This is a genomic window from Roseovarius sp. MMSF_3281, from assembly GCF_030733685.1.
In the GTDB taxonomy this organism is placed as follows: Bacteria; Pseudomonadota; Alphaproteobacteria; order Rhodobacterales; family Rhodobacteraceae; genus Roseovarius.
In genome coordinates, this window is sequence record NZ_JASHIM010000030.1 from 1 (window position 1) to 21,351 (window position 21,351).

Genomic DNA, 21,351 nt, shown 5'->3' on the forward strand with positions numbered 1-21,351 from the left:
GCCGCCGGTTGGGTGGGTGGATGTTCACCCGGAGATTACGCCGCCTTCAAATTTCCACCAACTCCGAGACACGACCCCAACCATTGGGCGATGATGCTTTAGATGCCGGGAAATCAGTGACTTTACGGCACCTTTCCTTTGAAGAAATGGCCGTGCGGGCGACGGTTGGAAATCCGGTTCGAAGACACCTGGGAATAGCTCTTGGATTTCCTCAAGGCTCTCGGGCGGCAAGGCTTTCAGGGCTTGTGGCCCTACATAGAGGCTCTCAGTGATGGCGCCATTGCTCCAGATCAATTCATGCGAGTCGAAAAGTAGGTGAAAGTACTCTACATCGTTTCCAAGTTCAGAGTGTTGTACGCCGGGGTATCCAGCAAGCTTTTTTGCAGGGATCAGAACCTCATTGAACCCCGTGATACGATGCGCAATACGTGAGGTAATGAAAATTCGGTGCTGGGGAGAAACCAATAGATCATGCTCCGGCCAGCCCGCGGCCAATGCCCCGGCTTTGATAAGAACTGGCTTGAGTTTGCCGTTATTTTTCAGTTCGTCCTTGGAAATCTTTCTGGAGCCTATCCAACGTAGGCGCTGAAAACCGTGGTCAACAGTCAGGACATGGTCACCAATCTTGAGATCCTCGACCTTCACCTCGCCCTTATCCGTCTTGATCAAAACACCACGCGTCAAACAGACAGGATAGTCGTCGGCGAGGGCATTGCTCATACTGCGTGCCGCAACGTCATTGACGTAGTCGGTTATCGTGATTGTTTCGAGCTTGGCGAGTGGGTAATTGTTTCCGCCCGCTCCATCGTCACCGTTGTAGACATTGTCGATTGCATTATCATGAAGTCTGAAAACAAGTTTCCCGTGGTAATCTCCTGTTCCCGATTGATCTGGATCATCAACCAGACGCATGGCCATGATAGTGGTCTCGAGAGTTGTACCATCCGAGTAGGTGATCGTAGCCTTGTACGACCAGTGGTGTGATACGTTATAAGCGGAACCATCAATTGCCACACCATCGTTGGTATGGCTGGTGTTTGTTGACGTGCTACCAACAGTCCCATTACCGTCACCATCTCGGTAAGTCATGGTTTGGTAAGTCGCGTCAGACTGGAATGAGTACCCAATCAGGTTTTCCGGGTTATTTGCGTTCAGACCTCTGTTCGTGGCCCATCCCCAGGATCTTTGCGATGGCATGTTTCCTGCTCCTAAAGTTTTTCAATTCTGGCCGTGAGTGGTTTCGGTGTGATGCGTGGAACCTGGGAACCTGCGAGAGGACCGGTCTCTAATACCCTAGCTGTCCCAAAAGCGAGTTCTCCGCCCGCAAGGCTTGAAGGGATGAACTGCATGTCAACGACCATATCCGGTCAGGACATTTTGAACGGCGCTTATGAGCGCGTCCCTTCCGAAAGGCTTGAGCAATATCGTGATATTGTCTCGGTCCGCGAGTTTCATTTCGCGGGCTTCATCATAGGTCCGACACAGCAATATGACCGGGAGATCACAAAACCGGGCACGCAAACGTTTCAATTCCAGGCTTTTGGCTTCCAGACGGCCAACATTGGCCATGTCTATGATCAACACCGGGGAATGGATTGTTTTCCACATGTCACCATTCAACAAGGCACGATGATTGGAGCAGTGATACGTTTCGGCAAAAGCGTCAGCCAGCCATTCGCAGCATTTGCGGCTGTTTCGATCCTCGGCCGCGAAAAAGACCACGCTGTAGTGGCCAGGAAGATCATCCTCACGCAAATACTTCGCCCAAGGCGACGATGTGGCGGAGGCAAATACCTTCGACTCCAACGCCTCTTTCCCAGCTTGGAAATGTGTCCCGGTGTTCTTCTGATGTGGTGTCATACTGTTGCATGCCATTGCGGGTTCTGTTTGCGTCCGTCACGCATAGCTTTTGAATTCGAGTTCTATTTGCCTCAGCTCTTGTTGCAGACTTAACTCCTGCTCTGGAGGAAGCTCCGTGTGAGTTTGCCCCCCGCCCTCAAAATCGGTCGCAAAAATGTTCTTGCTGTCTCCCTCCAGGCAATCCCCGGAAAAGTAAGATTCGAGACGCTTCCATGCTTTTTCCAAGGCATTTTTCTTCGTTTTCCGCCAGTTTGCGGAAGCGTCCTGAATAATTATAAATTGCTTGGATGATGTCTCTTTCGAGGGGCCACGGATCTCATCGCAAAAGGTGAATCGTAACTCGACCGTCACGGCTATCTTCCCGGCTCTCCGGTCTCTTGAACTCTCGATGATTTCCGAGCCGATGTGATGAATCCTGTCTGTCATTGGCAGACCGTCTGTTTGCTCGGCCAAGCCGCGATTTCACCCGCCGCAAGGTAGGGTATGACAAGCAGCGGCGTCATTGCGGTAAAGCGAGTGTATGTCCCTGTACGGCAGACAGCACGGTCAAGACGCCGACGGTTCGGTTCGACCGTCGGGCTATGGCCGTGATCCCCTGTGTTTGCTTCTCGGGCCGAATGTCTGTTGTACATATACAGGGTCAATTTCCACCCCCGCTCCGAAACCCGCCAAGGCTCTGCAACATCCGAACCTCTTGCTCAGACAACACCCGACGGACAGTTGAGCCGTACCGATTCATGTATGTATCTTGTAGATCGGGCAGTGCCTTGACCCATTCATTCCGATGTTCGGGGTCATAACTGCCAAGCGCTCGGGAATTGACGTACAGACTTGCCGAGGGAACTCCATCCGCAAAGATGATCTGGTGACGAGAGAAGAGTATCTGGAAAAATTCCGTCGTTGTGGTGGCCACATTGATGACATCTGTTTCATTCACGAGATGCCGTGCTTCGACCAGAATTTCGTTTACACCGAACAAATCTTCTGCGGCAGGATGCCAAAGCATTAATTGGTGATTGGGGGCAACCAAGATCGTATCGGCATTTCCGATACTTCCAGGGGCAAACCTGACCTGTTTGTGACCGTGATAGTTCGTCAACACGTGAGACCCGACCCAAAACACGGTCTGAAATCCAAAATCCAAGGTTCGCACAATATCGCCTGCACGAAGCTCCTGAACCGGCATGTCGCAATGGTGCGCATCCATCATGTGGTATGCTTGGACCATTGTGTCGCCGGGCAGAGTATAGTGAGTTGTTGCTTGCAAGGCGCGGCTTGCATTTAGATTGGGTGCTTGGGCTACGTGGGCCTCGCCGCGGCGCACTTGCATCGGTTCGGTTTCAATATTTGCCGCGTAGCGAGAAGGATCTGTTTCCTGCCGCCGAGTGTGCAGGTCAATGATTTGGCTCATGCTGCGCTCCTGACTCTTCGACACTTAACTACCGCCACTCTTTTTCGAACTTTTGATTAGTCCGAGTGAGGAAGTTCACTTAACCATGACGGTTGAGATAACCTGTGGAAGATTGAGGAAGCTATCCGGTAAGCGAATCTGATCATCCACTTGGCGATGAAAACACCAACCGTCTTTTACGCCAGTACTTTCCCAGAGGGCTGGATATGTCGACCTACAGCCAAACCAAACTCAGCGCAGTGGCGCGGCAGCTCAATGAGCGGCCTCGAAAAGCCTTGCTACACCGACCCTCAGCAGAGAAGGTCCAAGAGTGTGTTGCAACAATCCGTTGAAGCCTCACAATACTGTTCGCACGACTACCAGAAAATCCTGCGCCAGCATGGCTTTAAAGTCTCCATGAGCAGAAAACGAGATCGAAGTGACAAAGGTATGATCCGGCCTGAAACTACTATGTGGATAAAACAATGGATGTCAGAATTCGCCGAGAGTGTAATACTCTAATCTATATAGCTTTTAACTCTTGACAATACCCCCGCCGGAGGCATCCGACATCGGCGGCAGGCGCAGGCTTTCGGATCAGGCAGCCTGACCATCGGTGAATTGCAGGCGTGCAAGACGGGCATAAAGGCCGTCTTCCTTGACCAGTGCATCATGGGTGCCGGTGGCCACGATGCGCCCCTGGTCCATCACGACGATCCGGTCGGCCTTTTTCACGGTGGCAAGGCGATGGGCGACGATGATGGTGGTGCGGGTTTGCGCCATTTCATCCACCGCCTCCTGCACCGCGCGTTCGCTTTCGGCATCCAGCGCCGAGGTCGCTTCGTCCAGCAGCAGCACCGGCGCGTCGCGCAGGATGGCGCGGGCGATGGCGATCCGCTGTTTCTGGCCGCCCGAAAGCATCACGCCGCGTTCGCCGACATAGGTATCATACCCTTTCGGCAGATCGCTGATGAAGTCATGCGCGGCGGCGGCGCGGGCGGCGGACTCGACCTCGGCATCCGTGGCCTCGGGGCGGCCAAAGCGGATGTTGTCGCGCGCCGAGGCGGCGAAGATCACCGGATCTTGTGGCACAAGGGCCATCGCCTTGCGGAAGGTGCCGCGCGCCATGGTGTCGAGCGGCACGCCATCAAGGCTAATCTGCCCCGCGTCCGGGTCATAGAAGCGTTGGATCAGCTGGATGACGCTGGTCTTGCCCGCACCGGAGGGGCCGACAAGCGCCACGGTTTCCCCCGGGGCAACGGTAAGCGTGACATCGTCCAGCGCCGCCGTGCCGGGCCGCGAGGGATAGGAGAAACGCACGTGATCGAAGGCGATCCTGCCACAGACCGGGCTGGGCAAGGGGGCCGGATTGGCCGGGTCTTGCACCCCATCGCTGGCGCGCAAAAGCTCTTGCAGGCGTTCGGTGGCCCCGGCGGCGCGTTGCAACTCGCCCCAGATTTCCGAAAGGGCGGCCACGGCCCCGGCCACCATGACCGAGTAGATCACGAATTGCACCAGCGCACCGGCGCTCATGTCCCCTGCGCGCACGTCCCGCGCCCCGATCCAGAGCACGCCCACCACCCCGGTGAAGACCAGAAAGATCACGATCATGGTCATCGCCGCGCGGGTGGTGATCCGCCGCTTGGCCGCGTCGAAACTTTTTTCCGTCACATCGCCGAACCGGTGGCGGCTTTGGTCTTCGTGGGTGAAAGCCTGCACCGTTTGAACGCTGAGCAGCGCCTCGGAGGCATTGCCCGAGGAATTGGCAATCCAGTCCTGGTTTTCGCGGCTGAGTTTGCGCAACCGGCGGCCCAGTGTCAGGATCGGCACGATAATCAGCGGCACGATCAGCAGCACCATACCCGTCAGCTTGGCCGAGGTGATCAGCATCAGCACCAGACCGCCAAGGAAGATCAACAGGTTGCGCAAGGCGATGGACACCGAGGAGCCGATCACCGACAGGATCAGCGTGGTATCGGTGGTGATGCGGCTCAGCACCTCGCCGGTCATGATTTTTTCATAGAACGCGGGACTCATGCCGATGACGCGGTCGAAGACCGCCTTGCGGATATCGGCCACCACCCGTTCGCCCAGCCGCGTGACCAATGCGTAGCGCAGCGCCGTGCCCAGCGCCAGAAGCGCGGCGATTCCAAGCGCGGCGGAGAAATAGAGATCGAGAATCGCGCCATCCTCGGCGCCGAAATTATCGACCACCCGGCGCACCGCCATCGGCAGCATGAGCGAGACCGTCGCCGTCAGAACCAGCGCCAGCACGGCCGCGACCATGAGCCCCCGGTAGGGGCGCATGAAAGGCCAAAGCCCGGCCAATGCGCCCAACTGCTTGGATTTCTCACGATCTTCGGTTTCCGCGCCCGATGAGGCCCTGCGCACCATGTCCTGTTCCCTTTACACGTTACGGAGATGGTTCTTGGCCGGGCCAGCGCCCCGGGTCAAGGGGACAGATTCGCCGCATCTGTGATGAACCGGGGAAATCTGGAGCGGGCAGCGGGAATCGAACCCGCACCAAGAGCTTGGAAGGCTCGTGTGATACCATTTCACCATGCCCGCTTGGTACCGGCAGTCACTATTTCATGCATCGTGCATGGTCAAGACTGAAGTCTGTGAACAGTCCTGAGCTGCCTTTCGCTTCATGGCCGAGCACTGCGGTGCAGCTTTACCAGACCTGCCATTCGTCCACCTTGAAACATTCTCGGAGGGTGAAAGTCGGCAGAGCGGAGATTCTGTTAAAAAGACGCCTTGATTAGCGGGCTGCCGGCTGATGCACTTCCTGCATATTCAGGAGGGTGCGTTCGATGATGGGGAAGAAATCGGCGCCGCAAGGCGACCTGTTTTACGACTTCTCGCTGGAAACCCATGTCTCGTCGGATCACCTGCTCCCGGTTTGTCGCACTCGGCGGCCTGCGCCCGCACCTCGTCCAGTTCTACAGTTGGAACGGTCATCCATCGCTAGACCCTGAGCTGATGATACGGATGCTGCTGATGGGCTATTGTTCCGGGATCAGATCCGACCGCCGTCTTTGCGAAGAGATCCATCTCAACCTCGCCTACAGGTAGTTCTGCCGCCTAGACCTGGCTAACCGGGCCCCGGATTACGCCACCTTTTCCAAGAACCGCCATGGTCGCTTCCGCGACAGTAACCTGTTCCAGCGCCTGTTCGAGGACGTACTGGCACGATTGTACCGATGAACCCAGTCGCGCAACGTCTGCCGCTCCACCCCGCAGCTCTCGGCAGCCGCCTTTCGAGATGTACCTTCCAAAACAAGCGCAATCGCCAGCATCTGCCTCGCCACCTTGCCGTCTTTCACACGACCAGAGGCTTGCGCAAATCCTTCGCTGTCATATCATCGCGTGTTACCTTGACTGCTGCCCCGTGATCCCCTCCTATTTAGATGAGACCAGTGATTCAGATGACGGGCTATTTGGGAAACCCAAAAGTGAGTCAAATGATCATACCGCTGGAATAATTTTACTGCCAGAGCAGCGTTTGAACCTGCGACCTTCAGGTCATGAGCCATAGCCGTCACAGCGCTGGCTTTCCCTTCCATCCGTTTTGACATTGTTACGAAGCATGGGAGGTACCTTGCAAAACCCTAGCATTCTGCGGCGACGGGGATTTCCTCAGATGTGCGGGGACGCTCGTCCGCTTTATCCATCTTAAATCAAGTTTTGAAACCACGACCGTAGCGCCTTCAGTAAAGCGACTGGTATGGTCCATTCTGCATGCAGGATGGACCATACCCAGAATTCGAGGCTCCCCGAGATGCCGGTTTTGGTCCGAAAACCTTAGTAGAGCACATTCGGAAGCCAAAGCGCAATTTGCGGCCAAAATCCCAAGATGGCTGCAGCACAACACATCAGGAGGAAAAATGGGATCGACGCACGCGTCACCCTCAGGATCGATGCACCACTCATACCCTGCAGGATGAACAGGTTGAAGCCGACAGGTGGCGTCATCTGGCCCAATTCCACCATCACGACAAGGAATACTCCGAACCAGATCGGGTCGATTCCTGCCGCAAGCACAAGCGGCAGCGTGATAGGCAAGGTCATGACAGTTATTGAGATCCCATCCAAAAGCAGCCCCAAGAGGATGTAAAACCCGGCCAGCACCAGCAGCAAACCCGCAGGAGAAAGATTCAGCCCGCTAATAAAGAGCGCCACATCGCGCGGGACGTGGAGAAATCCAAGAGTGGTCGACAACAGCGCAGCTGCCGTGAGGATCGTACAGATCATACAGGCTGTTGGCACTGCGCCTTTCAAGGAACTCCATACGAGTTCCCAACTCAACTCGCGTTTGAGCGCCGCAACAAAAAGAGCCATGAGCACTCCAACGGCGGCAGACTCCGAAGGCGTCGCCCAACCCGAATAAATCGTGCCTAACACCACCGCAATGATAGCAGTGATCGGCGCCAGCTTCCAAAGGGCCTCGCCAACGCCAAAATCAGATTGCTCAACAGGGGCTTTGCTTGGCCGAATTGAGCAGACCACCATGATATAAGCGCTATACAGCCCTGCAATCATCAGGCCCGGGATCAAACCCGCGGCAAACAAACGGACGATGGATACTTCGGCAAGCAGGCCATAAATAATCATGACCAGCGACGGAGGAATCAGAAGTCCAAGCGTCCCGGCTCCGGCCAATGAGCCAAGGGCAAGATTATTGTCATAGTTGCGTCCACGCAGTTCGGATAGGGTGATCTTACCGATCGTCGCCGTTGTCGCAGCGGACGATCCCGACACCGCTGAGAACAATGCGCAGCCCAGAACATTGGTATGCAATAGACCGCCAGGCAATCGGCTGACCAATGGCGTCAGGCCCTGGAACATCTGGGATATTATTGATGTTCGGAAAACGATCTCGCCCATCCAGATAAACAATGGAATGGCAGACAGTTCCCAAGAACTGGAGCCGCGAATCATGATCCGCGCCACCGTGGACCCGAGACGGTCCAGATCGAAGCCCATAAAGGTCGTCAGGGCAATCGAACAAACCGCTATGATTGATATGAAGATAATCGTCCCTGACGCCAGGAACGCAACGAGCAGCAACAAAACCAGCAGGGAAGTTGTTCCAGCATCCATAAGCCTATTCCCCCTCGACCATGCTATTGCGTCCTGTTGCGACGTGGCACAGCGCCACGAAGACCTGAACAATGAAGACAGCGATGCCAAGCAGCACGAAACCTTCGGGAATCCACTGGGGCACTTCGGCGATCGAGGCGCTGGTGGTGCCTCGTTCGAAATTTCTAACAACGCTTTTGCCCACGTACCAAAGGATCAACGTGCCCACACAGAACGCAGCAAGATGTCCAAAGAATTGCAGGGCCCATTGGGCCGCGGCCCCGAGGTGATCCTGAAACAATCGCACTTGTATAAGTTCCCCACGGCGAAACGCCTCACCCAAGGCAAGGAAGGTCAACGCGGAAACGGCATAGCCAACGAATTCATCCAGAACGAAAGTAGAGCGGTCGAAAACGTTCCTTAGAACCATCTCGAAAATTATATGACCGAACATCCAGACAAGGGCCAGGATTGCGAGAATGTTCGCGATCTTCGACAGCGAGTTTGCAAGCTTTTGCATCTGTTGCCACCTTTCTTCCAGCAACGTTGCGGAGCGGGTTTTGTAACCCGCTCCCCATACGAGCGACGCCGATCAAAAAGCTCGACCGACCTTCTCGCCGTAGGCATTCAAAATGTCGATGTATTCGTCGCGGGCATCGCCTTTCCACTGGTCAATGACGGTTTCAGCCGCATCTGCCAAGTGCTGTTGGAATTCAGGGCTGATCTCTTCGGTGATCGCCACGTCATTGTCGCGCAAGACTTTATAATTGTTCGCGATGCGTGTTTCGAGTTGCGCCCAGTTGCGTGCGTCGGTGGCGGCGGCCGCATTGAGAATGCTCTGTTGTGCGTCCTCGTCGAGATTCTCGAACATATCGGCATTCATATGCACAAAGTTCAACGGCAGCGCATAGTTCACTTCACTGAAGTGCGAAAGATGCTCCCAGAACTTGCCAAACACACCACCCTCGGCCGAGGTCAAAACACCGTCGATACCACCGGTCGCCAGTTGCGGCACGACATCTGCCCAACTCAGCTGAATCGGTGCGGCTCCGGCCTCGATCATTGTGCGGGTTCCATTAGCGTCATACGTACGCAACTTGAACCCTTGAAGCGCTTGGGGCGAGTTCACGGCCTTGTTGCTCCACAGGCCCGACGGCGTCCAAGGTGACGCATAAAGCAATATCTGCCCGTTCTTTTCGAAGAACTCCTCATAGGCAGGCCTTGCCGTTTCATAAAGCGCACGCGCATCCTTCGGACCGGCCGCCACGAACGGCAAAGAGCTCAGAAGGAAGATCGGGTCAGATCCGGCCAGCGTACCGCCGAGGGTGTCCGCTATCGGCACAATGCCGTCGCCCACGGCGTCAAGGTTGTCTTTGGACTTGAAACCCAAAGCCCCACCAAGGTGCAGAACAATCTCTACATCGCCACCTGACAATTCCGTAACCTTATCGGCGAAGAATTGATCGCCTTCACCATGAAGCGAATTGGCCTCGTATTCACTTGTCATATCAAGGGTTGTTTGGGCAAATGCCGCGCCGGATCCGATGACGAAAGCGGCAAGCCCGCTCAGAAGAGTTTTATGCAACATGTTTCCTCCACATTCTAGTTGGTTTCGGCCGTGTTTCACACAGCCATAGTTTTTTGCTCCGCGCGCAGAGCGCGCGTAGCGGCTTCGTCGATCTCCAACCCCTTCGGGCCGCAGTTGATCGCGACAAGGTAATCGCCTGCGGCACCTTCAATGGTCACCTTGCCAAGACGTACATCTTCGAGGACTTTTTCCGGCTCTCTTTCTTCGGCGCGACCGTAGCCACCGCCGCTGGCCATGACGTGGCTAAAGACATCCCCTGCTTTCATTCGCACTGGCGAACTTAGCAGGACAGGCAAAACCCGGACGTTATCTTGGGAAATCAGCTTGTTCATCGAGGGCTTCCCCATGCTGCCGCCATTCAGGCCGTGTGGCGGAAATTCACGCTTATCCGACCGAACATTCAGCATCGCATCGTCTGCAAGCAGCCGATAGTCTCGGCGAATAGCCAACCCGCCGCGGCGGCGACCTGCTCCGCCGCTATCAGCGACAAAGCCATAGTGTTCAATTCGCAATGGGTAGGTTTTTTCGATCATCTCAATGGGAACGTTCGATTGATTGGCGCCGATATGCGGCACTCCCTCTTGCCCATCTTCATAGCGGCTTGCCCCCCAAGTCCCCATCGCGGTCTCGCAGAACACAAAAATATTGCCCTCGTGCCACCCTGAAATCGTCGGAAGGGTCGAGCCGCCAGAACCATCAGCGGTGATGCGATCGGGTGCCGCCTTGGCCAAAGCGCCGAACAAGCAATCAATCATGCGATAGCCGGTAATCCCCCGCGCGCCACAAGGTGCGGGCGAAACAGGATGCACAACCGTGCCCTTGGGTGCCCGCACCTCGACGGCTTCGGTAAATCCAAAGCAGTTTGGAACATCGGCGTGCATCAATGACCTCAAGGCGGCATAAGCACAGGCTTTGGTGAACGGGAAGGTCGAATTTACCCCACCGTCGATTTGTGCGCTTGAGCCGGACCAGTCCACTATCGCCTTCTTGCCCGAGATCGTAACGGCGACTTTCAGCACAATCGGCTCCGGTTCATCGCCGATCCCGTCGATGTGATCGGTAAATTCATAGCATCCATCCGGAAGCTCGCTCAGCTCGGCTTCAGCGAGTGTACGGGCATAAGCGTTCAGATCCTCAATCGCTTGGTCCATGACATCGTCACCATAGCGATCGTAAAGCCGGTTCAATTCGCGCATGCCAACGGCACAGGCGGCAACCTGGGCCTGCAGATCCCCGGTCACCATTTCCGGGGTACGCACGTTCAGGCGGATCATTTTCCACAATGTCTCGTTGCGCTGGCCGCGGTCATACAGCTTGAGCACAGGAATTCGCAGACCTTCTTGCCAGATTTCCGTGGCCCCAAGGGCGTTGGACCCTGCAACAATCCCGCCGACATCCGAATGGTGCGCAAGCGTCGCCGCCCAGCCGATCAAACGGTTGCCACGAAAAATCGGGCGGACAACGTATATATCGGGCAGGTGCTGACCGTTCGCGGCGTAAGGGTCGTTCATGATGAAGATGTCTTCGGGGTGCAGATCCTCCCGCACCTCTTCGATCATATCGGCCAAGGCATCATGAAAGGCCCCAAGATGCATCGGCGTACAGACACCTTGCGCCAGCGTGCGCCCGCGCGCATCACACAAGGCCGTTGAGAAATCCAGGCTGTCCCGGACAATTTGGGAATACGCCGTGCGAACGATGGTAAGCGTAATCTCTTCGGCAATCGTATCAAATGCATTACGCAATATCTCGAGCAGGAAAGGGTCGGTTGTTCTTGCGACTTCAGTCATTTCGCATACTCCAGTTCGATGACAATGTTTCCGATTTTGTCGCGGAGAGCCTTTGCATCTGGCGGCACGATGGTCGTTCCCTCGTAATCCTCGACGATCAGTGGCCCATTACGGGGCGTTTCATCCAAACCGCTCCGGCTTACGATTGGGGTCTTGCACAACCCGTGCTCGTCCCCGAACCAGACATCGCGCAGCGCTTCCGCCTTACGCTCACTGCCAGGCAAACGGATGGTTTCCGGACGTCGGTAATCCGGGTCGCTCGCTGTCACTTTAATCGAGACGATCTCAACGGGTTCTTCCAGGCCAAAGGAGTGTCCGAACCTTTGCTCGTGTTCTTTGTCGAAGCGACCACGTAAACCTGCCAGGTCAGCCTTGGCCATGGAGGGCGCTTCGAGCGGAATGGTAAGTTCGAAAGCTTGCCCAACATAGCGCATTTCCACGTCGAGTGCACAACGTGCAGCCGCAACATCAAGCCCGAGAAGACGTGCTGCCTCTTTCTTCAAACGGTCATATTCGATATCCGCGTTTTCGCGGTTCAAGGCCTCAACCTGTGCTGAGAAGGCACCATTGACGGCAACCGACCGATCCGCCAGCAAAAGGCCTACCGCGCTAAAGACACCAGCCGCTGGCGGCACGATGACCTTGCCGATCTCAAGACTACGGGCCAATCCAACACCGTGGACCCCGCCATTGCCACCAAAAGCGATCAGGGCAAAATCTCGCGGGTCGCGGCCCCTGTACGTGGTGACGGCTTTGACGGCACGAACCATGGTTGCGTTCGCCACCTGATGCACCCCGTAAGCGGCCCGGAAAGGGTCCAGCCCGGTTGGCGTGGCGACGGTATCGCAAATGGCGCGACGCGACATTTCGGAACTGATCGGCACCGACCCACCGGCCAGAGCCGTTTGGTTCAGATACCCCAGCACCACGTTTGCATCCGTCACGGTCGGGCGCGTGCCGCCGGCATCATAACATGCCGGGCCGGGGCTGGCGCCGGCACTTTCGGGACCGACCTTTATGGCGCCAGCCTTGTCCAACCAGACATAAGAGCCACCGCCGGCACCGACCTCGGAAATGTCGATAACCGGAAGGCGCAAGGCATATCCGCCACCGCCGGCAATCGCGCCCTTGGTGCTCATGCCGTCGCCGACCTCGTAGTCTTCGGCGAAAATCACGCCACCGTTTTCAATCATCGACCCCTTGGCCGTTGTTCCCCCCATATCGAAGGTGATCGCGTTTTCGATACCCAGCATGTTGGCCAAGCGCATTGCGGCAACAACACCGGCAGCAGGGCCGCATTCAACGATCTGCGCCGGTTTTTCACGCACCGCGGCGGCCTCGACCGTGCCGCCGGATGACTGCATAACCGAGATGCGCGCATCAGCTCCCGCATCCTTCAGGTCGTGTTCCATACCGTTCAAGTAACGCCGCACGGGCGGGCCGACATATGCGTTGACCACGGTGGTCGATGTGCGCTCGTACTCCCGAATTTGCGGCAGGGTATCCACGGACAGGGTGATGAAAACATCGGGCAGCAGCTCTTTCAAAAGCTGCCCTGCGCGGCGTTCATGTTCGGGATTCGTATAGGAATGCAGAAAGCAGACCGCGACAGCTTCGGCTTCGCTACTCTTGATCTCGGCTGCCGCTCGGCGCAGGTCATCCTCGTTGAGCGGCGTAACGATCGCCCCCTTGGCATCAAGGCGTTCCTCAACCTCGAAGCGTAAGTCGCGCGGCACCAACGGAGTAGGTTTGACGAACAGCGGTTCGTAGAGGCGCGGCACACGTATGCGTCTCAACTCCAAGACATCACGAAACCCCTGGGTCGTTATCAGGGCGGTGCGCGCCCCTTTCTTTTCAAGAATAGCGTTCGTGGCAACTGTGCACCCATGCGCCATGGCGGACAGGTCAGCCATCTGAAAGCCCTTTTCCTGCGCCAGCTGCGAAACGCCAGCAACCACACCCTGCCCGTAGTTGGGTGGCGACGACGGAACTTTGATGGTGCTTAGTACGCCACTCTCGTCGATATGTGCGATGTCGGTGAATGTTCCACCAATGTCAGATGCGACACGCCACTGCATTCGGCCTCTCCAATCTATGCAAAATCCAGAGGACCATACGCGTGTGCAATAAAAAATTTTAACGAGAAATTTATGTGTTTCTTAAAAAGAAATATTTATAGACTCGCGCGATTCACGTGCCCTCAGATGGTCAAGCGCCGCATCGACCACGCGGGATGCCAGAACCGCGTCGGGCCCGTCACAATAGCAAATCGAAAACTGGATCGCAGAAAGCTCAAGCTCCGAGTCAAGCAGCATCAAGCGGCCCGCTGCAATCTCGTCTTCCACTGCCACAAGCGGAAGCGCCGCAATCCCAAAGCCCTTCGTTGCCAACAGCACGCCAGTTGCCAGCGACGAAATCGGGTTCAGTCTTGCAGATACCCCCCGCGCGCGCAGATCGCGCTTCAGCTTCTGATGCGGCTGCGTTTTTCGCTCGAACGTCAGCATGTTAAAGCGTTCCAGCTCTTCAAGTTTAAGCTTTTTGCCGTGCAGGCCCAACTCGGGCGCCGCCGTCAGAACCATCGGGCATTCGCATATCGGCTGACTGATCAGTTCGGGTGCAGTCACCGGGCCGACAATAAACGCCATGTCCAGCTCGTGGGCAATCAGCTCATCCCGCAAACGCGGCGACGGACCGACCTGAAGTTCGACGATCAACTCGGGAAAAATGTTACCCAGTTCCAAAAGGAATTCCGGCACCCACGACATGATCATCGTATCGGAAGCACCAATGCGGAAGACACCGCCTATCTCGTGACCACGACTGAGATCGATCTCTGCGAGGTTCATGAGTTCCAGCATTTTTTCAGCATATGACAAGAAACGCCGGCCATGCGGCGTCAAGGTCACGCTATGGCCTGTGCGATCAAACAACTTTGTGCGCAGACGTGTCTCAAGGGCGGCCACACGGGCTGAAATGGCAGGTTGTGTAGCGTTCAGGCGATCAGCGGCCTTTTGATAGGTGCCCAGCTTGGCAACAAGGTAAAAACTACGGATTTGGTCCAGTGTCAAAGGCCGCCCTCCCAGCGCCATCTGCGTTCATGATCTGCCGCCTGAGAATTTCCGCAGATCCGGCAGCCAAGGTCCAGCCCAAAGATCCGTGGCCTGCATTGACATACAACCCCTCTGCCCCCGCCTGAGAGATACTAGGCAATGAGTCAACCGTGGTAGGCCGAACTCCACACCATGCTTGATTTTCAACCGTATCATAGTCTGCCGCGTCCGGCATCCACGCGCGCGCGACGTCCATGATACGCCTGACAGCGCGTCTTGATGGAGCACCACTAGGTGCGAATTCGGCTCCGCCAGTCACCCTCAAGCGATGCCCCAAACGACATATGGCAACCGCACGCTTGGGGTCGGTTATGGAGACGTTCAGCGCGGACGGGTCGCATGGCAAGGTTACACTGACCCCTCGCAGCGGCGCAATTGCAGGTCGATGGCGACGGGGAAGCAACTGAGGAGCCGCTAAACCGTTTGCCAGAACAACGACGTCAGCGGGTATTACGCCGTTATCCGTCCTGACTCCCGTGACTTGTTCACCCGAGGTTTCCACATGTGAAGCCTTGACGCCAAATTCCACTTTGACGCCCTGCGCCTGCATTTCCTTGATCAGGTTGGACGTAAAAGCGCGGCAGTCTCCAACCGGGCTTTCGGGTGCATAGATGCCACCGGCGAAGGCGTACTTAGATTGGCCAAGCTGAGGGGCCACTTTCAGGCATTCACCGACGTCGAGCGCTTCAACTTCAAAGCCTGCATGACGCCGCAAAGGAAGGTGGCGGATTGCAGATTGCAAGGCTGCATCCGTCGGCGCCAGCCACAACTTTCCAGTCTGACGGGCGTCAAACTTCAGATCATAGCGCTTCAAAAGCGCCGCATGGGCGCTCATCGATATCTTTGCCAGGGTCAGCAGACGCTCCGAGTTGCGATTGTATCTGGCCTCTGTGCAGTTGCGAAGAAACGCGGCCAGCCAAGCCCAATGCCGCATCACCGTCAAGGGTGATACCCCGACCCCCGATTCCGGGTCCAAAAGGCTACGCGGCAGGCCCCGCAGAAACCCCGGGTTGCCCAGCGCCATGGCAAAAGGGTAGCAAAGCTGCCCGGCATTGGCACGGCTGGCCCCCTGTGCCGGCTCGGCCTCTGCGTCGATAACGGTTACATCGAAACCCGTTCTAAGGAGCATTTCTGCGCTTGTCGCCCCGATCACACCGGCCCCAATGACCACGGCGCGCCTTTTGCGTTTCATGAACATATCTCCTTGGCGCACATACAATCGGGTTTGTAGTAAGATCGCAATTAAATAAATAAAAACAATAATTGTATATGTTTATCAATAAGCTTTATTTATGAACGCCTTCACCATCACAGTCTTACGCCCGGGCCGCAACGCCGTGCGTCACGCCCCGAACAAGCTTCTCGACGGTTTTCGGGAACCAACGCCGCGGGAACCTCAAGTAGACTCTGGCTCCCCAAAGCCACCGCCGCCCGGTGTCTCAATGACGAAAACATCGCCCGCATCCATTTCGCGCGAATCGTTGCCCTTCAGCTCCTCGACCGTTCCATCGCCACGGATCACCGCGTTACGTCCCGGCTGTCCGGACTGTCCCCCGTTCAGGCCGAAAGGCGCTGTTTCGCGGTGTGACGACAGGATCGTCGCTGTCATCGGCTCAAGAAATTTCATCTTGCGCACCACGCCTTCACCGCCCGGGTACCGTCCGGCACCTCCAGAGCATACACGGATACCGAAATGCTCAAGCCGCACCGGATAGCGACCTTCCAACACTTCTGGATCTGTCATCCGGGTGTTGGTCATGTGCGAATGAACACCGCTGGCCCCTGCAAAACCATCGCCTGCACCAGTGCCACCACAAATGGTTTCATAGTTTTGGTGCTCGTCATTCCCATAAACAAAATTGTTCATCGTGCCTTGTGATCCTGCCACCACGCCCAAGGCACCATACAGCGTTTCGGTGATGGATTGGCTGACTTCGGTATTCCCCGAAATCACCGCCGCCGGATATACCGGATTGATCATCGACCCTTCCGGTACATTCAGTTCAATCGGTTTCAGGCATCCCTCATTCAACGGAATATCCGAACCGACCAAGGTGCGGAAGACGTACAAAACAGCGGCCCGGCAAATCGCCAGCGGCGCGTTGTAGTTGCCCGTATCCTGCTCGGATGTCCCGGTGAAGTCGACCTTGGCTGAGCGGTTCTGACGGTCAATCGAGATGTTGACCACGATCTTCGCCCCGGAATCCAGCGTATAGCTGAAACTGCTGTCCTTGAGCACGTCAATGACGCGCCTTACGCATTCTTCGGCATTGTCCTGAACATGTGCCATGTAGGCATGCACCACATCTTTTCCGAATTGCTCGACAATCCGAAGCAGCTCACGAACACCGGTTGCATTGGCCGCGATCTGTGCCGAAAGATCCGCGATGTTTTGATCTATATTCCGGCATGGATAGGGGCCGGAAGCCAGTAGATCGCGGGTAGCAGCTTCTTGGAAGACACCTGCGCGCACGATGAAAAAATTGTCGATCAAGACACCTTCCTCATCAATGTGACTGCTATCCGGCGGTGCCGAGCCCGGTGTTTTACCCCCAATATCGGCATGGTGGCCCCGTGACGCCACGACAAACAGGATCTCCTTGCCCGCAGCATCGAAAACGGGCGTGACAACGGTAACGTCCGGAAGGTGCGTTCCGCCATTAAACGGGTTGTTCATCATCACAACATCGCCCGGTTTGAGCCGACCTTCGTTCTGACGCAGGATGGTTGCAACGCTTTCCCCCATCGACCCCAGGTGCACGGGAACATGCGGAGCATTTGCAACAAGGGCGCCCTCGGGGTCGAAAACGGCGCATGAAAAATCAAGCCGCTCCTTGATGTTCACCGAATATGCAGTGTTGGCCAGCGTTGCCCCCATCTGTTCAGCGACGTTCATGAACAGATTGTTAAAGACCTCCAGCATCAAAGGATCGACTTGCGTGCCCACCGCCTCGGTACGGGAAAGCGCAATGACACGCCGCAACATCAGGTTGCCGTCCGCCAGCGCCTGTGCCTGCCACCCGGATTCCACAATGTTCGTCCCGGTCGGTTCGGAGATGATTGCAGGGCCGTCCACCGTATCGCCAAAAGCGATATTGGCACGCTCGACGACAGGCACGTCCCGCCAGCTGCCATCGGTAAACATGCTGGCGCTTTGAACGGTGTGCCCGCAGGCTTCGATGTCGATCGCCTCGGGCAACGCGCCCGCCGCGCCGATAGCTTCGACCGTCAAAAGCTCGATCATCAGATCGGCATCCGTCGGCCTGTAACCGAAACGCTGTTCATGGGCGTCATGGAAACTCGCTGCCATGGCGTCCTTGGTACCGAACGGCACCTCTATGGCTTGATGCGCCCCTGCCGTCCGAACATGCGCCATGGCCTTCAAATCCACATCGGACGCGTCAATCCCTTGCGACACAACCTCGTCCCGCGCCTCTCGCCCCAGGGCGTCAAGCACCTCTTGTGCCTCTGCGGTGTTCCCAATCTCTTGCCCGAACTGTTGCTCTCGCATGGCGCGGATATCCGCAAGCCCCATTCCAAAGGCCGAGAGAACACCGGCGAAGGGATGCACGAATATCTTCTCAACGCCCAGAACGTCAGCGACCAGACAGGCATGTTGTCCCCCCGCTCCTCCGAAGCAATTAATTGTGTACTGGCTCACATCATAGCCACGCTGTACCGATATCTTCTTGATCGCGTTGGCCATGTTTTCAACCGCGATCCGCAGATACCCTTCGGCCAACTCCTCGGGCCGCCTGGTGGGCTGTCCACTCTCCTCGGCGATCTGCGCGGCCAGCTGCTCGAATTTCTCACGAACGATACCGACATCGAGCGGCGCATCGCCGTCGGGCCCGAACACATGCGGAAAGGCATCCGGTTGCAGCTTGCCCAGCATGACGTTGCAGTCAGTAACCGTCAGCGGCCCGCCCCGACGATAGCTCGCCGGTCCGGGATTGGCCCCGGCGCTGTCGGGTCCGGCCTGCATCCTGCCGTTGCGATAGCTCAGGATAGAACCACCGCCCGCCGCAACCGTGTGGATACTCATCATAGGCGCGCGCATCCGAACCCCGGCAACTTCGGTTTCAAAGCTGCGCTCGTATTCACCGGCATAGTGACACACATCGGTCGAGGTGCCACCCATGTCAAAACCGATCAGCTTATCCTGCCCGGCCAGTTCCGCCGTGCGCACCATGCCCACGACACCCCCTGCTGGCCCCGACAAGATCGCGTCCTTGCCCTGGAACAGGCGCGCATCGGTCAGCCCGCCGTTTGACTGCATGAACATAAGAGATTTGCAGGCGCCCCTGCCGGCATCCAGCGCATCGCTCACCTGCTCGACATATCGGCGCAGGATCGGCGAAAGATAGGCATCGACCACGGCGGTGTCCCCACGGCCCACCAGCTTGATAAGGGGGCTGACCTGATGGCTGAGCGAGATCTGCTCGAAGCCTATTTCCTTGGCAATCCGGCCAACCAGCACCTCGTGCTCCGGAAATCGGAAACTGTGCATGAAGGCCACGGCAAGCCCGCGGACACCATCGTCGTAAACCTTTTGCAGTTCGGCCCGTATCACTTCCGGATCAGGCGCTACGATTGTTTCGCCAGTGGCGCTCTTGCGCTCCTTCACCTCGACAACCGCGTCATAAAGCAATTGCGGCAGGATAATGTTCAGATCGAACAGCCTTGGCCGGTTCTGATACCCGATACGCAAGACATCTCCAAGGCCATGCGTGGTCACAAGAACGGTTCGGTCGCCCTTACGCTCAAGCAATGCGTTCGTCGCAACCGTTGTTCCCATACGCACCGTTTCGATGGTGTTCGCAGGGATCGCTTCAGTGTCCGAAAGACCAAGCAGGTGACGAATGCCGTGTACCGCCGCATCACGATAACGATCGGGGTTTTCAGACAGCAACTTGTGCGTCTTGAATTCACCCTCGGGTGAACGTGCGACAATGTCGGTGAATGTACCGCCGCGGTCGACCCAGAACTGCCACATTTCAATAATCCTTCTTGGTTTCACAAGTTCACCTTCGCCTTTGGCGGCTGAAGGCTTAATGCCATTGATCGTTCGTCGGAGATGTCTGGGCTGCTCAGCTCAGCGCCGGCCCAATGCTTCAGGCGCAAGCGAAAACGCTTCGAAACCATCGCGATTGCGGCCGAAAACCGCATTTTGAAGACGCGCGAAGGACAGCTCCTGATGTTCAACGGCAAGACGATCCGCCTGATCCGCATCCCGAGCTTCAATAGCTTCCAGAATGCGATGATGTTGCTGGCTCGTCGCAGTTAAATGCTGCTGAAGCTCCGCCTGCTCCTCGGGGCTGCGCTCCGCCGCGACCTGATTGGAAAAACAGGCCTGATGAAGGCGGCTGGCCGTAAGCAGCATACGCTCATAGAAACTGGAGAAATATTCGTTTCGCCCAGCATCGGCGATCGCCATATGGAATTCGAGGTTTGCATCCTGACGCTGAACGCCCGACCCATCGCCACAAAGCCGGTCGAACTCAAGCATCTTTGTGCGAATGTTTTTCAAGTCTTCGCGGGTTCGATTGCAAGCTGCCTCACGATTAACAACTCTGCTTGAAAGTAAGAGCGCATCGAAAATCGACGGCAAATTGTCGAAATTCAGCGATGCGACAAGCGCCACGCGCCCATGGCGCTCCACCAGCCCCTCGGAAATCAGGTGGATGATGGCCTCGCGGATTGGCGTTCTCGAGACAGCATAGCGCGCAGCGATGGCCGCCTCGTCCAGCACGCTCCCCGGCTTCAACCTGAGGCACAGGATATCCTCGCGCAGGCCCTGGTAGATTTTCTCGCCACCACGGTTCATCTTCTTCGTTGTTGTACCAGTCATTGATCCACCCCCATCTCAGCTTTTCTTTTCAACGATTGGCCTGAGCCCAGGCGCTCGATCAAGCCGGTCGCACAACGCGACCGTGCTTCTTTTGCTGCATCCATTTCGCGCTGGCCGCGCCACCCCGAAAGAAGAAAGAAACAAGTCAAGCTCACCGAAGGCGCCCATCGTTTTGTCGAATTCAGCAAGCATCGTCACCTTTCACATGGTTTCAGTATTTTTCTTGTATACATGAAAAACATTAATTGGATACCGAGTCAAGTCATCCTTTGGATGCAAACTTGAAAAGACAAAAAGCGCACCAAATTCACTGCAGCTTAGAGCGTCCAGAGGTTTAGCCTCCAATTTGACATCTTGAACAAACGCGATTGCTCAACCGCTTTTGCTGTCTGCGTAGCAATGCGTGACGGGTTGGCGAAAAGCAGGATCGGTTCAGCGCTACCGTAGAACACAAGCCCAACCATCACCCCAGCTTCAGCGCATGCCAACCAGCTTGGCTTGTTGATAGATAAACAGCCGTAGTAGAGACGTTTAGGACTGGCTGCTGCTTGAGAGATGGAGACTCCGAGCAATCAAAAGTTGGATTTTTCTCTTCAATTTTCGTTCGCTGCAAACAATGGCCCCCTCCGGTCCCGGCGCTTTGGGCTCCATTGGTGCCCCTCCCCCGCTTCGACATCCAC

15 protein-coding genes, 1 tRNA gene and 2 pseudogenes are annotated in these 21,351 nt (G+C 56.4%); 2 read left to right on the forward strand and 16 right to left on the reverse strand.

What is annotated here, in order from left to right; all coding sequences use genetic code 11:
- Positions 1-24: 24 nt before the first annotated feature.
- From RBB32_RS19440 to RBB32_RS19455, 4 genes are all read right to left on the reverse strand, one after another.
- A complete protein-coding gene (locus tag RBB32_RS19440) occupies positions 25-1,089 on the reverse strand; it encodes a Hint domain-containing protein (RefSeq protein ID WP_306155168.1) in 1,065 nt (354 codons plus the stop codon).
- A 261-nt stretch (positions 1,090-1,350) separates the two neighbouring features.
- On the reverse strand, positions 1,351-1,860 hold the full coding sequence (locus RBB32_RS19445; protein WP_306155170.1) for a hypothetical protein: 510 nt from the start codon (positions 1,858-1,860) through the stop codon (positions 1,351-1,353).
- A 36-nt stretch (positions 1,861-1,896) separates the two neighbouring features.
- Positions 1,897-2,286, reverse strand: a complete 390-nt coding sequence (locus RBB32_RS19450; protein ID WP_306155173.1) for a hypothetical protein — start codon at positions 2,284-2,286, stop codon at positions 1,897-1,899.
- 214 nt (positions 2,287-2,500) lie between these two features.
- On the reverse strand, positions 2,501-3,271 hold the full coding sequence (locus tag RBB32_RS19455) for a Hint domain-containing protein (RefSeq protein WP_306155175.1): 771 nt from the start codon (positions 3,269-3,271) through the stop codon (positions 2,501-2,503).
- A gap of 155 nt (positions 3,272-3,426) precedes the next feature.
- Between RBB32_RS19455 and RBB32_RS19460 the strand changes: the two are divergent.
- A pseudogene (locus RBB32_RS19460) lies at positions 3,427-3,603 on the forward strand (IS30 family transposase); the annotation flags it as partial.
- A gap of 244 nt (positions 3,604-3,847) precedes the next feature.
- On the opposite strand, the gene RBB32_RS19465 reads toward RBB32_RS19460, so the two are convergent.
- On the reverse strand, positions 3,848-5,644 hold the full coding sequence (locus RBB32_RS19465) for an ABC transporter transmembrane domain-containing protein (RefSeq protein WP_306155177.1): 1,797 nt from the start codon (positions 5,642-5,644) through the stop codon (positions 3,848-3,850).
- A 100-nt stretch (positions 5,645-5,744) separates the two neighbouring features.
- Positions 5,745-5,818 (reverse strand) — tRNA-Gly (locus tag RBB32_RS19470).
- A 245-nt stretch (positions 5,819-6,063) separates the two neighbouring features.
- Between RBB32_RS19470 and RBB32_RS19475 the strand changes: the two are divergent.
- Positions 6,064-6,445: pseudogene (locus tag RBB32_RS19475) on the forward strand (transposase); the annotation flags it as partial.
- Here RBB32_RS19475 and RBB32_RS21405 read toward each other — a convergent pair.
- From RBB32_RS21405 to RBB32_RS19520, 10 genes are all read right to left on the reverse strand, one after another.
- The gene (locus RBB32_RS21405; protein ID WP_371931087.1) at positions 6,361-6,549 is read right to left on the reverse strand and encodes a helix-turn-helix domain-containing protein; all 189 of its coding nucleotides are present in this window, start codon (positions 6,547-6,549) and stop codon (positions 6,361-6,363) included. The pseudogene RBB32_RS19475 and the gene RBB32_RS21405 sit on opposite strands and share 85 nt — an antisense overlap.
- A 505-nt stretch (positions 6,550-7,054) precedes the next feature.
- The gene (locus tag RBB32_RS19480) at positions 7,055-8,353 is read right to left on the reverse strand and encodes a TRAP transporter large permease (RefSeq protein ID WP_306155179.1); all 1,299 of its coding nucleotides are present in this window, start codon (positions 8,351-8,353) and stop codon (positions 7,055-7,057) included.
- 4 nt (positions 8,354-8,357) lie between these two features.
- The gene (locus tag RBB32_RS19485; RefSeq protein ID WP_306155181.1) at positions 8,358-8,852 is read right to left on the reverse strand and encodes a TRAP transporter small permease; all 495 of its coding nucleotides are present in this window, start codon (positions 8,850-8,852) and stop codon (positions 8,358-8,360) included.
- Positions 8,853-8,924: 72 nt separating this feature from the next.
- Positions 8,925-9,920 carry a TRAP transporter substrate-binding protein gene (locus RBB32_RS19490; protein ID WP_306155183.1) on the reverse strand — a complete coding sequence of 332 codons (996 nt, stop codon included), beginning with the start codon at positions 9,918-9,920 and terminating at the stop codon, positions 8,925-8,927.
- 35 nt (positions 9,921-9,955) lie between these two features.
- Positions 9,956-11,710, reverse strand: coding sequence for a hydantoinase B/oxoprolinase family protein (locus RBB32_RS19495; protein WP_306155185.1), 1,755 nt, complete (start codon positions 11,708-11,710; stop codon positions 9,956-9,958).
- Positions 11,707-13,788 carry a hydantoinase/oxoprolinase family protein gene (locus RBB32_RS19500; RefSeq protein ID WP_306155187.1) on the reverse strand — a complete coding sequence of 694 codons (2,082 nt, stop codon included), beginning with the start codon at positions 13,786-13,788 and terminating at the stop codon, positions 11,707-11,709. Before RBB32_RS19500 ends, RBB32_RS19495 begins: the two co-directional genes overlap by 4 nt.
- 81 nt (positions 13,789-13,869) lie before the next feature.
- Positions 13,870-14,778: a LysR family transcriptional regulator gene (locus tag RBB32_RS19505; protein WP_306155189.1), complete on the reverse strand. Its 909-nt coding sequence runs from the start codon at positions 14,776-14,778 to the stop codon at positions 13,870-13,872.
- Positions 14,756-16,012, reverse strand: coding sequence for an FAD-dependent oxidoreductase (locus tag RBB32_RS19510; RefSeq protein WP_306155197.1), 1,257 nt, complete (start codon positions 16,010-16,012; stop codon positions 14,756-14,758). Before RBB32_RS19510 ends, RBB32_RS19505 begins: the two co-directional genes overlap by 23 nt.
- A gap of 204 nt (positions 16,013-16,216) precedes the next feature.
- A complete protein-coding gene (locus RBB32_RS19515; RefSeq protein WP_306155199.1) occupies positions 16,217-19,816 on the reverse strand; it encodes a hydantoinase B/oxoprolinase family protein in 3,600 nt (1,199 codons plus the stop codon).
- A gap of 99 nt (positions 19,817-19,915) precedes the next feature.
- Positions 19,916-20,671, reverse strand: coding sequence for a GntR family transcriptional regulator (locus RBB32_RS19520; RefSeq protein ID WP_306155200.1), 756 nt, complete (start codon positions 20,669-20,671; stop codon positions 19,916-19,918).
- Positions 20,672-21,351: the final 680 nt, after the last annotated feature.

Bases quoted from the DNA above. Each gene is read 5' to 3' on its own strand.
- RBB32_RS19440 (WP_306155168.1), bottom strand. From the start codon at position 1,089: ATGACTTACCGAGATGGTGACGGTAATGGGACTGTTGGTAGCACGTCA.
- RBB32_RS19445 (WP_306155170.1), bottom strand. From the start codon at position 1,860: ATGACACCACATCAGAAGAACACCGGGACACATTTCCAAGCTGGGAAA.
- RBB32_RS19450 (WP_306155173.1), bottom strand. From the start codon at position 2,286: ATGACAGACAGGATTCATCACATCGGCTCGGAAATCATCGAGAGTTCA.
- RBB32_RS19455 (WP_306155175.1), bottom strand. From the start codon at position 3,271: ATGAGCCAAATCATTGACCTGCACACTCGGCGGCAGGAAACAGATCCT.
- RBB32_RS19465 (WP_306155177.1), bottom strand. From the start codon at position 5,644: ATGGTGCGCAGGGCCTCATCGGGCGCGGAAACCGAAGATCGTGAGAAA.
- RBB32_RS21405 (WP_371931087.1), bottom strand. From the start codon at position 6,549: ATGCTGGCGATTGCGCTTGTTTTGGAAGGTACATCTCGAAAGGCGGCT.
- RBB32_RS19480 (WP_306155179.1), bottom strand. From the start codon at position 8,353: ATGGATGCTGGAACAACTTCCCTGCTGGTTTTGTTGCTGCTCGTTGCG.
- RBB32_RS19485 (WP_306155181.1), bottom strand. From the start codon at position 8,852: ATGCAAAAGCTTGCAAACTCGCTGTCGAAGATCGCGAACATTCTCGCA.
- RBB32_RS19490 (WP_306155183.1), bottom strand. From the start codon at position 9,920: ATGTTGCATAAAACTCTTCTGAGCGGGCTTGCCGCTTTCGTCATCGGA.
- RBB32_RS19495 (WP_306155185.1), bottom strand. From the start codon at position 11,710: ATGACTGAAGTCGCAAGAACAACCGACCCTTTCCTGCTCGAGATATTG.
- RBB32_RS19500 (WP_306155187.1), bottom strand. From the start codon at position 13,788: ATGCAGTGGCGTGTCGCATCTGACATTGGTGGAACATTCACCGACATC.
- RBB32_RS19510 (WP_306155197.1), bottom strand. From the start codon at position 16,012: ATGAAACGCAAAAGGCGCGCCGTGGTCATTGGGGCCGGTGTGATCGGG.
- RBB32_RS19515 (WP_306155199.1), bottom strand. From the start codon at position 19,816: ATGTGGCAGTTCTGGGTCGACCGCGGCGGTACATTCACCGACATTGTC.
- RBB32_RS19520 (WP_306155200.1), bottom strand. From the start codon at position 20,671: ATGACTGGTACAACAACGAAGAAGATGAACCGTGGTGGCGAGAAAATC.